This is a genomic window from uncultured Brachyspira sp. (assembly GCF_949287625.1).
In the GTDB taxonomy this organism is placed as follows: Bacteria; Spirochaetota; Brachyspiria; order Brachyspirales; family Brachyspiraceae; genus Brachyspira.
In genome coordinates, this window is record NZ_CASEGO010000036.1 from 33,098 (window position 1) to 47,862 (window position 14,765).

Annotated in this window: 11 protein-coding genes and 1 tRNA gene; 2 read left to right on the forward strand and 10 right to left on the reverse strand. The window is 25.4% G+C overall.

Annotated elements, in window-relative coordinates; translation table 11 throughout:
• Window positions 1–15: 15 nt before the first annotated feature.
• The 6 genes from Q1X91_RS07330 to Q1X91_RS07355 are packed head-to-tail and all read right to left on the reverse strand — an operon-like array spanning window position 16 to window position 9,132.
• On the reverse strand, window positions 16–2,253 hold the full coding sequence (locus tag Q1X91_RS07330; RefSeq protein WP_300755189.1) for a hypothetical protein: 2,238 nt from the start codon (window positions 2,251–2,253) through the stop codon (window positions 16–18).
• A complete protein-coding gene (locus tag Q1X91_RS07335) occupies window positions 2,234–5,593 on the reverse strand; it encodes an AAA domain-containing protein (protein ID WP_300755191.1) in 3,360 nt (1,119 codons plus the stop codon). The genes Q1X91_RS07330 and Q1X91_RS07335 overlap by 20 nt, the downstream gene beginning before the upstream one ends.
• Before the next feature lie 13 nt (window positions 5,594–5,606).
• Window positions 5,607–7,085 (reverse strand): protein kinase, encoded by a 1,479-nt coding sequence (locus Q1X91_RS07340; RefSeq protein ID WP_300755194.1) that lies wholly within the window; start codon window positions 7,083–7,085, stop codon window positions 5,607–5,609.
• A gap of 20 nt (window positions 7,086–7,105) precedes the next feature.
• A complete protein-coding gene (locus Q1X91_RS07345; protein WP_300755197.1) occupies window positions 7,106–7,795 on the reverse strand; it encodes a protein phosphatase 2C domain-containing protein in 690 nt (229 codons plus the stop codon).
• Complete coding sequence (locus Q1X91_RS07350; RefSeq protein WP_300755199.1) at window positions 7,795–8,412, reverse strand: VWA domain-containing protein; 618 nt, start codon at window positions 8,410–8,412, stop codon at window positions 7,795–7,797. Before Q1X91_RS07350 ends, Q1X91_RS07345 begins: the two co-directional genes overlap by 1 nt.
• Window positions 8,413–8,430: 18 nt before the next feature.
• Window positions 8,431–9,132, reverse strand: a complete 702-nt coding sequence (locus Q1X91_RS07355; protein ID WP_300755201.1) for a VWA domain-containing protein — start codon at window positions 9,130–9,132, stop codon at window positions 8,431–8,433.
• 497 nt (window positions 9,133–9,629) lie between these two features.
• On the opposite strand from Q1X91_RS07355, the gene Q1X91_RS07360 reads away from it, so the two are divergent.
• Complete coding sequence (locus Q1X91_RS07360; protein WP_300755203.1) at window positions 9,630–9,947, forward strand: hypothetical protein; 318 nt, start codon at window positions 9,630–9,632, stop codon at window positions 9,945–9,947.
• A 131-nt stretch (window positions 9,948–10,078) separates the two neighbouring features.
• Here the strand turns inward: Q1X91_RS07360 and Q1X91_RS07365 are convergent.
• From Q1X91_RS07365 to Q1X91_RS07375, 3 genes are all read right to left on the reverse strand, one after another.
• Window positions 10,079–10,152: transfer RNA gene (locus Q1X91_RS07365), tRNA-Ile, on the reverse strand.
• A gap of 93 nt (window positions 10,153–10,245) precedes the next feature.
• Complete coding sequence (locus tag Q1X91_RS07370; RefSeq protein ID WP_300755204.1) at window positions 10,246–11,655, reverse strand: sodium:alanine symporter family protein; 1,410 nt, start codon at window positions 11,653–11,655, stop codon at window positions 10,246–10,248.
• Window positions 11,656–11,724: 69 nt separating this feature from the next.
• The gene (locus tag Q1X91_RS07375; protein WP_300755206.1) at window positions 11,725–12,921 is read right to left on the reverse strand and encodes a hypothetical protein; all 1,197 of its coding nucleotides are present in this window, start codon (window positions 12,919–12,921) and stop codon (window positions 11,725–11,727) included.
• Window positions 12,922–13,035: 114 nt separating this feature from the next.
• Between Q1X91_RS07375 and Q1X91_RS07380 the strand changes: the two genes are divergently transcribed.
• Window positions 13,036–13,872: a bifunctional 5,10-methylenetetrahydrofolate dehydrogenase/5,10-methenyltetrahydrofolate cyclohydrolase gene (locus tag Q1X91_RS07380; RefSeq protein ID WP_300755208.1), complete on the forward strand. Its 837-nt coding sequence runs from the start codon at window positions 13,036–13,038 to the stop codon at window positions 13,870–13,872.
• Between the two features lie 102 nt (window positions 13,873–13,974).
• On the opposite strand, the gene Q1X91_RS07385 is transcribed toward Q1X91_RS07380, so the two are convergent.
• Window positions 13,975–14,547 (reverse strand): hypothetical protein, encoded by a 573-nt coding sequence (locus Q1X91_RS07385; RefSeq protein ID WP_300755210.1) that lies wholly within the window; start codon window positions 14,545–14,547, stop codon window positions 13,975–13,977.
• Between the last annotated feature and the right edge of the window lie 218 nt (window positions 14,548–14,765).

Below are 14,765 nucleotides of genomic sequence, written 5' to 3' on the forward strand. Positions count from 1 at the left end.
TATTTTAATTATTTTTTAATTATTTTCAATAATATCTATAACTGCCTTTACACATAAATATGTTTTATCAGCAGCCTGTTTATAACTTTCAAAGTTCAATATATGACGATCCTTTGATAATGCCGTATTATGATGTCTGTTTCCGTATCTTAATGAATAATTGATAAAATTAGGTTCTGCCTTTGCTATTTTTTTTAATATATCATCATAAGGATTAAGTTTAGAGTATATGATAAGTATCATTAATAAATCAGAAAAAACCTGATGTACTTCTTGGCTAACTCTCTTATATACTCTATCTCCTTTCCATCTATTAATCAAAAAATCAGGAAATGCATTGTCAATATTAAATCCAATGGAAATCAAATATGCTTCTATATCATCTATAAATGATTTATCATCTTTTATTAATTCTTCTCTTACAGAATTAAATACACTTTCTAAACCTAATTGCTCTATAATGATTTTAAAAATATTTTCAAAAATTTTTGCTATTTTAATATATACATCATAATTATTGTTTAGGTTATACTGCATACTCTCTAAATAATCAAATAAAGCAGGATAATTTTTAATATTATTTCCAAGTATATCTATTACTTCATCAGATGCTGATAAAAGTTCATTTTTATATTCATCATAATTTTGTATATTTTTATCTTTTTTATCAGCTTTTAAGAAATATTTATAATTAACACTGGTATTAAATAATACACTTAAAATACCTAAAAAATATTTAAAATATTTTTTTATTTCTTCATTATTTAAATTCTTAAAATCATCATGATATTTAGCAGCTCTTATACTATTTATCTCAAAAAGTATACTAAATAGATTGTCATATTCATTTGCAAGATTCTTAAAATTAGTATTATTTAAAGATATAAGCAAATTAGCAGCGGATAAACTTACAATATCTTCAATATCTCCTTTTAATATTCCATTTTTAGAAAATATTCTTCCAGCATATACTTTAGAAAAAAATATTTCCATTGTATTATTCTCATTATAAAAACCAATATTTGAAGCTATTTTTATTAATATTCTTGCATTTGAATTAAAATCAGAAGAAAGAACATTATTAACTTTTATATTGCAGCCCATATTGAATATATTATAATGAAAAATATATTCAAAAGCTTTGTTTAAATATTCAATAAAATCTTCCTGTGATTTCATTTTGGTGCTTACATTTGAGTTTTTCGGATCATCAGGATTTAGCAGTTTATAAGAATTAAATAAATTATAAAAAGATTCTTCTATTAATTTTTTATGATTTTTTATAAAATCTATTTCAAAAATATTATGCATTTCTTTTTCAAATTCTTTTATTTTTTCTTCAGATTTTTTTACTATATCTAAATCAGATATCTTACTTGGAGATAACTCTGAATACATCTCCATAATATTATTATACCTATTTTTATAATTTTCTATAAAATCTCTCAAATGAAAATATATCTTTTCAAAAAACGGATCTGATACTAAAATACCCCTATTAGTATTAGAACTATTATAATATAAATAAGTTGCAAGATAATAAGGAATAGGCTCTCTATTGATGAACTTTATTTTATCAATAGAAATTTCATTATTTATTAAAGAAGAATCTGCCATACTTACTACATCTTTAATATTATATTTCTTATAATTTTTTATATAATTCATATATGATTTATATATATCTTCTTTTCTTAGTTCAATATCATTTATTTCATCATTAACAGTTTTTATAATATATGCTCTATATACTTTTTCAGATATTTTTTTCTGTAAAATAACTCTATCAGGCTTATAAGATGAATGCTCTATTTGCATACTTTCAAGATCATTTTCTAAAATAAAATAATCCATAAACCTTTCGCATAATAAATCATATATGCAGTATCCTATTATAGTTTCTGAAGGATCATATATATTTCTTAATGCTTTTTTTCCCGATTCTGTTACTAATCCTTTTTTATAGTATCCTGCCTCATCAAGCTCATTGAATATATATTTTACCAAATCTTCATTAAGTAATAATTTTTTGCTTATAAAATCAGAACTAGCATTTTGAAAAGATAAAATTTCTAAAATAGTTTTTTGAAAGAAATTTAATTCTTTTTTACTAAGGTTAGGAAGTACAACCTTATAAAGAAATACTGGAAACAAAAATGTTTTTTTATCTCTATGGTTCAAAGTATACTTTACCATATCAGATATTAAAATTTTAGTTTCTTTTGAAAACATCTTATGATAATTCATTTCCATCAATAACTACTCCGTTTTTATTATCTTTGCAAAGCTGAACAAACTCATATAAGCCATTAACTTTTTCTTTTGCTATCTCATTATCAAACATATCTAAATCTCCTGCCGATATTAAAACTCTTTTTTGTCTGCTCATACTCACGCATAAGCGGCTCTCTACCTGCAAAAAACCATAGTTTCTATTGTCTGAAAAATGATTGCTCCTTACAGCAGATAAATAAACAACATCAAATTCCCTTCCCTGAAAAGCATCTACACTTCCTACTAATACTATGTTATTAGTATATTTACTGCTCGCCCTATAAACTCCTTCTGATTTAACTAATATTTTATAATCTTCAAATACTTTGCATATAAGCTCAACTTGTTTTTTGTAAAAAGTAATAACTCCAAATGTATAATTTTTTCCATCTTCTGAATCTAAAAGCATTTTTATATGTTTAGCTATTGCGATGGCTTCTGCCTTTCTTGTAAAACCTCCTGTATTAATTTTAGTCTCTTTTATTTTGTTATCTATATTAATCCAAGCACAAGGTTTATTATTCAAAGTAGGAAGATTATGGTAAAACTCTTCATCTTTTCTAGGACTGCTTATTTTTGGGTCTCCATTCTTTTCATAAAAAACTTTACTTACAAACTCTCCAAGTATGCGATGCGTTCTATACTGAGTATTTAAAGTTATAGTTCTTTTTATATTGTCTCTCTTTTCCAATTCTTTTACAACATTAAAAAGATGTTCAAACATACTTTCTTCTTTCATTCTTTTTAAATCTTCTTTGGAAAAATTTTCATTTTTTTCAAGATTTTCCAATATTACATCCTCTACCAAATGAGGTAATTGTCTATGGTCTCCAACTATAATTATTCTGTTTTTTGCCAAAGATAAAGGTATCATCAGATCCATAGGGTTGCTTCTTGCAGCCTCGTCTAATAAAATATTATCATAATATTTATTGTCATTTGTATTCAGCAAATCATTAGCTTCTTTTTGTTTCCATACAAAATGACTGTTAGCTTTCTGATTTGTAGCCCCTACAATAAAACAATAATCTTTTATAGAATCAATAATATGATATTTATCATTTATTAGTGAATAGTAATAAGAATAAAATACATCGTCTATATTTTCTTTATTATCATATACATTGGCTTTTAACTCTTCTAATACTTTCTTTAATATAGAAAATAAAGTATTTTTATCAGTATCATTTAAAAAAGTACTAGGTTTTATTATAAATTTTGATAATAAATTATTTTTTATCACTCTTAAATATTTACAATCAGAAGGATCCAAAATAAATTTTTCTAAAAAATCTGCAGATTTTTGTATTATAATGTCTTGCATAAGTTCTTTATTTATTTTCAAGTAATTAATAATTTCTGTAAAAATATTAATACCATTATCCTGATAACCTATTTCTGTTGTTGGCATATTATATATTAAATTAATGATATTATTGTCAGCATTTAATCTTAGTTCTTTTGCTGAAATAGAGTTTAAAAAAACAATAATATCATTTTTTAATTCTATTGATATGTCAGAACATTCTGAAAGAATTTCTTTTAGTAAATTCTCACATGTATCTATTTGTATATCTCTCATAGATAAAAAAGATATAATCTTATCATTAATATCTTTTATCTTTGTTTTTTCAATTACTTCAGGAAATTCTTTTTCAAATGACTGTATTTTTTCATTAAGCCATTTATTAATTTTTGCCATAAAAACATCAGAATCTTTATCGCCTATTTCTATAGTAGGTAAACCAAAATTTCCTAATCTTTCTATACAGTTGTTTACGGCATCATGCTGATATGCACTTACTAAATCATCAGCAAAGTTTCTTTTACTATCTCCTGCAATTTCGGCAAGCCTTGATAATATAGCAGTTACTACTGTAGTTTTTCCAGTACCTGGAGGACCTTGTATCAATGCTATATCAGGAGTATTTAAAGCTATCTCTATAGCCTGCATTTGATTTTCTGTAGGAGGCGAATATTTAAAAACATTTTTTAAAATCTTATCAGTTATTGGCGGTATATACTTATCTCTTATAGGCGGATTATATGATTTATCTTCTGATAATATTTTATATAAATCAGGCATAGAAGATTTACCCGTTATAATCTTATCACGGGCATTCACTCTTCTGCGATGCATAGTACCAGAACCTTTCACAGATACAAATATATATCCGCTTTTATTTAAATTAAAATTAAAATTTTCATCTGTTTTATCTAAAATTATACTTCTGGAATTTGGCTGTAATTTTTTATTATAGCCTAATAATGTCAAATTTGATGTATTCTTTGATATAACTTCTAATTGCTTTATTTTACCATTTACACTATTATCAAATGTAGTTTTCTGTAATTCTTCTATGATTTTGTTATAAACATTTTCAGAACTTACAAATAAATAATCAACTCTAGCATCAGAAGTATATTTAATAAAATTTTCTATATTTGTATTATCAGAAAGTGCAAACTCAATAGTATTTGTATCTTCTCTTAATATATCATTATATGATAAATATCCTGCTTCCGTAAAAGAGTTTAATACCAAATCTAATGATAATTCTTCATATTTATCCCACATCTGCAAATAATAGCTGATATTTATTTCTTCTATATTTGAAGTTTCTATTATAGCATTAGAGTATTTATTGACATTATAAAAATTATGTTTTCCATAGTACAAATTAAATAAATAATCATCAATATCATCAATAGCTTTTGTTTCATCAGTATTAAAGTCAGCAATATAATAAACACCGTCTATATTATTTAATTTTAAATATTTATTATTACCAACCAAATAATAAGAATCTTTATTTTGAGCTATTAATATATAATCCTCATCTGAATGCATATTCTGAAGTACAAAATCGGATTTATATATATCCAATTTACCCATCCTATAATATAAACTCAAATCTGTATTTTTTACTGCATCATACTCTTTTATAATGATAACTAAATAATCTTTTTCAAAACTATCTATATATGCCAAATAATTCCTACATCGCATAACATTTTTTATATAGTTCAAATCAGAATCATTATCTAAATATATTTCAATCAAATCTATATCATTAGCTTTTTTGTTTTCTAAAAAGTCTGCTTCTTCATATCTGAGAAAAGACATTTTTCTATGCCTATATATCAAATCATTATTAGCATGTCTTATTATACCAGCAAAAGATACCAATAAATTATCTAAAAACATAGTAAAATATATTCTTTTTTTTAATTTATATTCTAAATTTATCTGATTAACTGTTGTATATCGGCAGATTATTGATTTTATATTTTTATAATTAATTTCTTCTATTCTCATACATTCCCATTAATTATATTAGCTTAAACTTAAATCTAGTACACATAATAGAATCTTCTTTTTTATAAACTAAAAAGTATTTATTGTCCAAAGATTCTAATTTATATTTTTTATTTAATTCAAATTCTATTAATTTATTGCCATTAGATAAATATTTTAAAACTATATTTTCAGATTTTTTTATAATATAATATTTATCATCTGCTTCTCTGCGTATAGAAAAAAATACTTCTTCAGGATCTAAAAATTTAAAAAATATATCATCATAATTAATAATATCAATATTCTCATCATCTTTTAGTCTGGAAAGATGATTTAATACTCTCGCTTTTTCTGTCTTTTTTGAAATATCATTATTCATCTTTGTACGCATTTCAGCAGTTAAGTTAGGATTGTATCGCATAGCAATTTCAGAACTATAAACACTAGAACTAATTACAATAGGTATCTTAGGTCTGGGCGTGCCGCAAAAAGGACAGGAATTATTTTTATAAGAATAAGAATGACCGCACTCACAAATATATAAACTATTTATAGCCTTACTTAACTCTCTGTACCAATCCCGCATTTTAGGTCTTGTATTGGGTGTTGTTCTTCCTTCTTCAGAAAATACTTTATGAAAAAGATCCATAATATTTTCAGGGCAATATTCAAAATCTTTCGGAAAATCAGTTATTTCAAATGAATTAGATGTATCATTTTTATCTAAAATCCAAGGAAGCTCCCCGCATGCTGCTTTTTTTCTAGGATTTCCAAAATCTTCATCATTATTATTAATTACAGCCTCTCCTATAAATGGCTGATAAAAAGACAATAATTGAAATGCAATTAAAGCAAATGAATAATTATCGCTAAACAAATCATTAGTTCTTTTTCCTGCATTTACTTCTGGAGCCATATAATTTGGAGTTCCAAAAGGTCTGGTAAAATCTGATTTAAAATCGATTAGATATCTCATATTATCAGGGTCTATTAACCATACTTCATTTTCATTAACTTCTTCGGATATAAAAATATTATTAGGAGATAAATCTGCATAAACTATGGATAAACTCCTTAAAATTTCTAATGTTTCAGCAAGATTTTTTAATATTGTTAGTCTTCGTATAAGACCTCCCGTATGTTTATAGAAAGTCATGCTGTCTTGATTATCATTAGGAACCAAAATATCAGATAAAGGTATCATATTATCCATAAGCTGCATAATATAACCGCAATATGGTTCTTTCAAAAAATGTGAAGGTTTAGTTATTTTTACACTATTTGGTAATTGTAAAGATGAAATATTAAGAATTTTATTTTTAAAATTTTTATATTCTTTTGGGTCTTTAATTATATTGTGCATTCTGTCTGTTTTTATTTTAGCAACTAAATTTTTATTTTTTAATTTCAATACAATACCTTGTCCGCCCCTTCCGAGTTCTCTTTCTACTTCATACTTATCATCATTATCATCTATTAAAAAATCAAACTTATCTTTTTCTAAACCCATAAAATATCCTAAATAAATTTTTAATAATTATAAATAACAGCTATTGTCTTATCATCAGATGATTTCCAATCATCATTTAATATATCTTTAATAACATCATTTCTAGAATTAATATTATCATTTATCTTATACATAATATATTCTAAAAAGTCAGCATATTTACTTTTTAATAATGATGATGAAATTCCATCGGTAGCCATAAAAACAGCAATTTTATCCTCATAATTTATTTTTATTCTTTTTATATAAAAATCAGCAACCCCCGCACTGTAAAGAGTAGTTGTTATATTAGAAAAATCATCATCTTTTTCGTATAATATTTTCAATTCATCATTATAAATATAAAAAATAATTCCATCTCCAACTTGACCTATATATAATGTATTATTATATATAACTGTAAATAAACAAGTTGTAGAATACATTTCAGGCTTATCAAATTTCTTATTCCAAATATAAAATATCAAACTTGATAAATCAAGTAAATTATTTGTATCTTTATCAACCCACATTTTAAAAGCTCTAAAAACAGAATCCCCAACCTCTCTGGAACCAAAATGAGAGTTTTCTAAACTTCCTACTCCATCAGCTACAGTCATAACAATAGTATTTTCATCTTTTTTAAAAAAACAAGCATCTTGATTGCATGATCCAAGTTCTAAGTGCTTACTTCCTATTACACTATAATATGCTTCTATGAATCTCATCATTATAAAATGCATTCCTTATAATAGCTTATTAAATCAGCACTATCTATACCAGATTCTGTATCATTAACTTTGTTTAATGTTAATAACATAAAAATATTTTCTGCATCAGATAATGTATAGCATATTCCATTATCTGAAAACATTTTTAAAGATTCTTCTGCTTCTTCGACTTTCCCTATAGAAACAGACAGCCTTTGTACTTTAGAGATAAAATCATCATTTATAAAGCTGTCAAACTCATTTTTCCAGTCATCATAAAAAAAGCCGTCGGAAATAAGTATTACTGCAGGTAAATAATAATTATCATTTTTACCTTCTATAATAGACTTAGATATTTTTAATGCTTCAGCAATCATACTGCCGCCTTTTGCATCAAAACTTAATATATCATTTATATCATTAATACGAACGGAGTTTAAATACAAATCTGCCTTATCTCCAAATGTTATTACTGATAAATATATTTCTGTAATTTTTATTTGTTTGAGTCCTTTTATTATATCATTAACGGCTTCATTTAGAATATCTATTTTATTATTTTCAAACATAGATCCGCTAGTATCCAACAACAAAATGATATGTAAGCAGTCATTTGATGTATTCTCAAGTTTATTCATAATTTTACCATTATTATTTTATAAAGGAAAATCATCATCATTTGTATCATCATCTATATACTCATTGCCTGATATAGCTTCATTAATATCTACATCCTCATCTTCAATTATATCAGGGTCTATAGAATTACTTCTAGTTGTAACTGTCATAACTATAAAGCTAAAAAATTCTCTAATATATTTTGCTTCGTTTGCAGTAAAGCATTTTTTATCACCAGCAAATATTTTCAAAGGCTTTTCAAGTTCTCCTCCGCCTATTCCCATAGATATTCTCTGAGTTTTTGAACTTCTGCCTTCATTTACGAATTCATGCATTATTCCTTCCCAATCATCAGTAGGCATACCGTCTGATAAAAGAACTACTAAAGGTCTGTAATAATGAGAAGGTATTTTATTTCTATCTTCTATCATAGATTTTGCCATCTTCAATGCTCCGCCCATAGGAGTATTGCCGTCAGCTTTAAAATACGGAGAATCTGATATATCATTAACACAAGTAAGATCTAAATGTAATTTTACCCCACTGTTTCCAAATGTAATTATTGCCGCATCTATCTTTCTATTTGGAGTATTAGACTTTCTCAACTCTTCTAACATTTCTTTAACAGCCTCATTTAATTCGTCTATTTTTTCACCATTCATAGACCAACTTGTATCTAATAATAAAATAACAGGTAAATGTTCAGCCTGCTTATTTTGAAAAGAACTTACATTAGACATATTATCTCCTAAATAAAATTATTATATTATAAAATAATATACATATATTTTAAAAAGTCAATACTATTACGATTATTATATAATAATTATAAAAAATAAATTTATATTTTAATATTAAATTAATAAATATTTATAGTGTTTTTAATTATTAGACTTGTTTCAAAACTAAATTTATTTATGATTGTGGGGACTAGCCCTACGAAGTACACAGTCGTGCCACACCCCCACTTCTTTTGTTGACACAAAGAAGCAAAAAGACTGCATATTTATATATTAAAATGATAAAATATACAACATGTAAAACATTATGTTTATAATTTTAAAATTAAATAATTTTATACTTAATCTTGTAAAGTAGTTTTGAAACAAGAAACAAGTCTATTATTTATCAACTATAGTTAATTATTACTATAATATAGACATTTATTAAAATTTGTCTTTTTTACAAAAAATGTTATTATATAATATATAACTTATTATATACGGAGATTATTTTTATGTTATTAAAAGAGAGAAATGGGGTTTATAAAGGGAAGGCTACAATTAAAAATTTCGTAAAATTAGATATAGATTTGGAGGCTATTATCTCGGAACAGGGAGATATTACAGTTAATACTTTGGCACCAATAGTAGGCAAATTAAGTCATAGCATATCTTTGGGTTCTGATTATGATAAAGATGATTATAATATGAAATTTAATGAAGATAATTTTTATATAAAATTTAATTCTAATGAATCTATAGATATAGAACTTCCAGAAAATATAAGCGGCAGTTTAATAGTAACAAGAAATGTAACATTAAATAGAGTATAATAAATTTAGAAAAAAATAAAAAAGACACCGAAATATATAGAGTGTCTTTTTTATACCCCAAAAAAAATTAACCTTATAAGTCAAATTAAAGGAGATAATAATAAATATAATAAGGAAAAAATTAAGGGGATTGGGCCAGCAGGGACTTGAACCCCGGACCCGATGATTATGAGTCATCTGCTCTAACCGACTGAGCTACTGGCCCCTAAAATATTCTTAAAAATAATCATTAGATTTAGGTATTATACAAAAAAATAAAAAAATGTCAATACCCAACAAATAAAAAATCATCATTTTACTATACATTTTCATTCCACTGAGTTACAGCATCATCATTAGATAACTCTTCAATGGAGTTCTTATTAAAAGCAGGATCTTTATGATCTTTTAATTTGCTTACATAATGCTTGGTAAGTAAATATACAGGCTTATTGAGTATTACTATAACAATAATATTAAGCAAAGCCATAAAGCCCATAAACATGTCTCCTGCTCCCCATATAGTTTTAAAATCGGCAAGAGAGCCTGCAAATACCATTATTACTGTCATAGTTCCTACTATTATATACGAAACTATACTGTCTTTCAAAGCGAAAGCTCCTGTTTTTATATAGAAGAAATTACCAAGTATGGAACTGTAAGAGAAAAACAATATACATACTGTTATAAAATAAGATCCGAAACTTCCAAGATGTGATTCCATAGCATACTGAAATAAATTAATTCCTTCCATATCTTTTATTGCCTTCATAGCTTCAGGGGATAATAAAAGTATAAATCCGGATATTGAACATATTAATATAGTATCAGTGAATACCGAGAACATTTGTATAAGTCCTTGTTTGCAAGGGTGCGAAGAATGAGCGGCAGCTGCTGCATGAGGAGCACCTCCCATACCAGCCTCATTTGAAAACAAGCCTCTTTTTAATCCATTGGAAATTGTAGTACCTATAGCCCCTCCGAAAAATGCACTCGGCTTGAATGCCTGAACAAAAATGGTTTGAAATACGCTAGGAACTGAAGGCAAATTAGTAACAAATATATAAAGCCCTATAAGTATATAAGGTATTGCCATTACTGGTACTATAAATACACATGCATGGGTTATAGCATCTCTTCTTTTACTAAATAAAATTAATCCAGTAATAACAGTTAAAACTACAGCGGTAATTGTGACAGATATATTGTATTTTGATAAAGCCCCTGATATAGTATTGGCCTGCATACCATTGAATGTTGTATAGGTAAATATCATACAAACAGCAAATACTGCTGCAAGTATAGTTTTTTTCAATTTACTTTTTATATAAAAAGAAGCTCCTCCTATGAACTTACCTTGAGAATCTTTTTCTTTATATAGCTGAGCTAAAGTACTTTCTGTAAAAGCTAAACTTCCTCCAAGTATAGCCATTAGCCACATCCAAAATAATGCTCCAGGTCCTCCTGCTGAAACTGCCGCCATAACTCCAGTAATATTACCAGTTCCCACCCTTGATGCTGTACTTATACAAAAACTTGCAAAACCAGAAACACCATCTCCTTTTTCATGAGTAGAAAGTAAAAGTTTTAGAGCATGTATAGAATGAGAAATTTGTATTGCCCTTAATCTAAAAGTAAAAAATATAGAAACAACCAAAAATACAGCAAGAAGCAAATAACCATACATTACATTATTTACTGATGTGATTATATTATTAATAATATCCATTGCTTATCCCCATTATAGTATTTTTTTATTATATATCAAATACTTATAATGTGCAAATAGAAGCATATATCATTTAAAGCTGTTTAATTTTTTTGATACTTCATTTCGCTTTTTCATGTATCTATCATATAATACTGGATTGGGATTTTCATTATTAATAATATAAAGATTATAATTTACAGCATCAAGAAGTTTATTATAATATATCTCTGAATTATATTTATCTCCCAAAGTATCATATATTTGAGCAAGATTTTCTAAAGCTTCATCATCATTTTTATTTACATCAATAATTTTTTTCAAATATTCTATTACAAGATTGCCGTTTTTATTCATATCTCTTTTAAGCAAATATACAGCATCTTTCATAAGAGCTGTATCTTTATCGTATATCTCTATAGCCCTATTATAACTTTTTGCAGCATTATCATAATCATTTTTTAATATATAGGCATTTGCTAATTTCTTATAATATATATAATTATTTTTCTTTGCATCTATTGCCTTAATATAATTTTCTATACTTAACTCTATATCTTCTGGTATAACATTAACTTTGTATCTGCTGTAATAATAATCGCCCAAAGCTGACAAATAATAATGATTATTTTTATCAAGTTTTTTATTCATATTATCAGTAATTATTTTAATATTATCTACTGCTGTTCTATCGCTTTTTAATACTAAATAATCCAAATAATCTATATTAAAATAAATATTATCTTTATAAAAATTAAAAAACACATCATAAATATTTTTACTCTCTTCTGCTTCATGTATCTTTTGAGAATAGTACCCTATTAAAGAAATATATTCATCTTCTTTGATATATACTTTACTATTATATACAGAAGTATAATCATATATATCTTTAAGCATTTGATTAATAGATTCAAATAATTTATCTTCTTTAGAATAAAGTCTTTTTTCAAGCCATATATTAGATTTGCTTTTATCAAAAATTACATAATTAAGTATAAACTCTTTCTTATATCTTAATATATCATAAGTTACAGAAACATCGGCATTATTTTTTAATGTAAGGTCTTTAATTTTGGATTTTATTGATTTATAATTTTCAGCTTTTATATTATTATTAGGCACTATATCAAAATCAGAATATAAAAGTATATTCTTCTTTACAAGATCATTTACAGCATAAAGAGTATAATTATTAGAGTAAGAAGTTTCAAATATAATAATTCTTTTCTCTGCTGAAGCGTATAAAACAATAATTAAGAATATAATAATAATTTTTTTTATCATTTAAAAAATATACAATATAAATATAAAAAAATCTATACTTGTATTTTATTTATGAACACTATATTATTAGAGAAAATTATATTATTTTAAAGAAAAAATTATATAGGAGATTATATGATATTAGACGGAAGAGAACTATCAAAAAGCATAAAAGAGAATATTAAAAAAGATGTGGAAATGCTCACAAAAAAACCAAGAATAGACTTTCTATATTTTGATGATGATAAATCAAGCGAAGTATATTTTACAAGAGCCAAAAAGCAGGCTGAAAGTGTTGGAATGATAGGTTCTCTTCATAATCTGCCAGTAAATACTACAGAAGAAGATTTCCTCACTCTAATAGAATATTTAAATAAAGAAAAAGAAACAAGCGGAATAATGATACAAATGCCACTGCCTAAACATATAAGCAAAAAGAAAGTATATGAAACTATATCGGTAGAAAAAGATGCTGATGCTATATCTCATATTAATTTGGGAAGGATATTTATGGGAGAAAATGATTTAGCTCCTTGTACAGCTAAAAGTGCAATGGCTTTGATAGAAAAATCTGGTATAAAGATAGAAGGGGCAAATGCTGTTGTAATAGGAAGAAGTGAGATAGTAGGAAAACCTTTAGCTCATTTACTTCTTCAAAAATCGGCTACTGTAACAATAGCTCATTCAAAAACTAAAAATTTGAAAGAGATTTGCAAAAATGCTGATATATTATGCGTATCAATAGGAAAATCTGAGTTTATTACTGGAGATTATATTAAAGAAGGGGCTGTTGTTATAGATATAGGAATCAATGTAATGGAAGACGGATCTTTGAAAGGCGATGTGAACTTTGAAGAGGCTTCAAAAATAGCTTCAAGTATTACACCTGTACCTAATGGTGTTGGAAGCGTAACTGTAGCAATGCTTTTGAGTAATGTGCTTTATCTTCATAATAAATATAATAATAAATAAAAAATATATAGAACTATATAAATAAAAAAAGAAAATGCTAAAATAATAAAGTTTTAGCATTTTCAAGTAAAAAGATATAATATATGAGTTTATAAAAAATAATTATTCTGTTTTATTTAATCTATCAGCTTTAATATATACTGTTTCTCCTTGTCCTTGTATTGTAAGATCTAAATTATCTATAGAATCTCCTGAAACTGTCATAGACAATATATAAGTTTTTCCGTCTTCTGTTTTAGTTAAGTTATATTTGCCGTTTTCTTTTCTTGCATTTTCAAATAATACTCTTCCTGGTACATGCAATTCAACAATATTTTCATCTTCATATATATCAGCATATATATCAACATTTTCAGGATGTGTAGTAATACCTTCAGTTCTTATAGAATGTTTTGCAGTACCTTTATATACAATAGCTTTATCATTATAATGATTTTCATTACTTATAGTATCTGTATTTTCTGCACCGTTACCATTCGCACTAGAAGCACCTGTATTATTAGAAGTACTTGTATTATTGTCTGAATTTTTTTGATTATCTGAAGATGATGTCTCTTTTGTTTCAGTATTGCTGCTATTATTTTCTGAAACATTCATTGGGTTTGCTGGATTATTTTTTGTACAAGATACAGCAAATATTGTAATCATTAATATTAAAAATATTTGTGTTTTCATTTTTTATTTCCTTATGTTTTTTTATTACAAACTAAATATAATATTTTTATACAAAAAGACAAACTTTGATAATGTATAAAAATCACAATATTTTTTTATATATCTTTACCTAAATATCATAATAAAAAAATAATTACAAATATATTTTTACATAATATATATATTACTGAAATACAAAAATAAATTAGCTTTACATATACGAAGAAAATAAAATTATA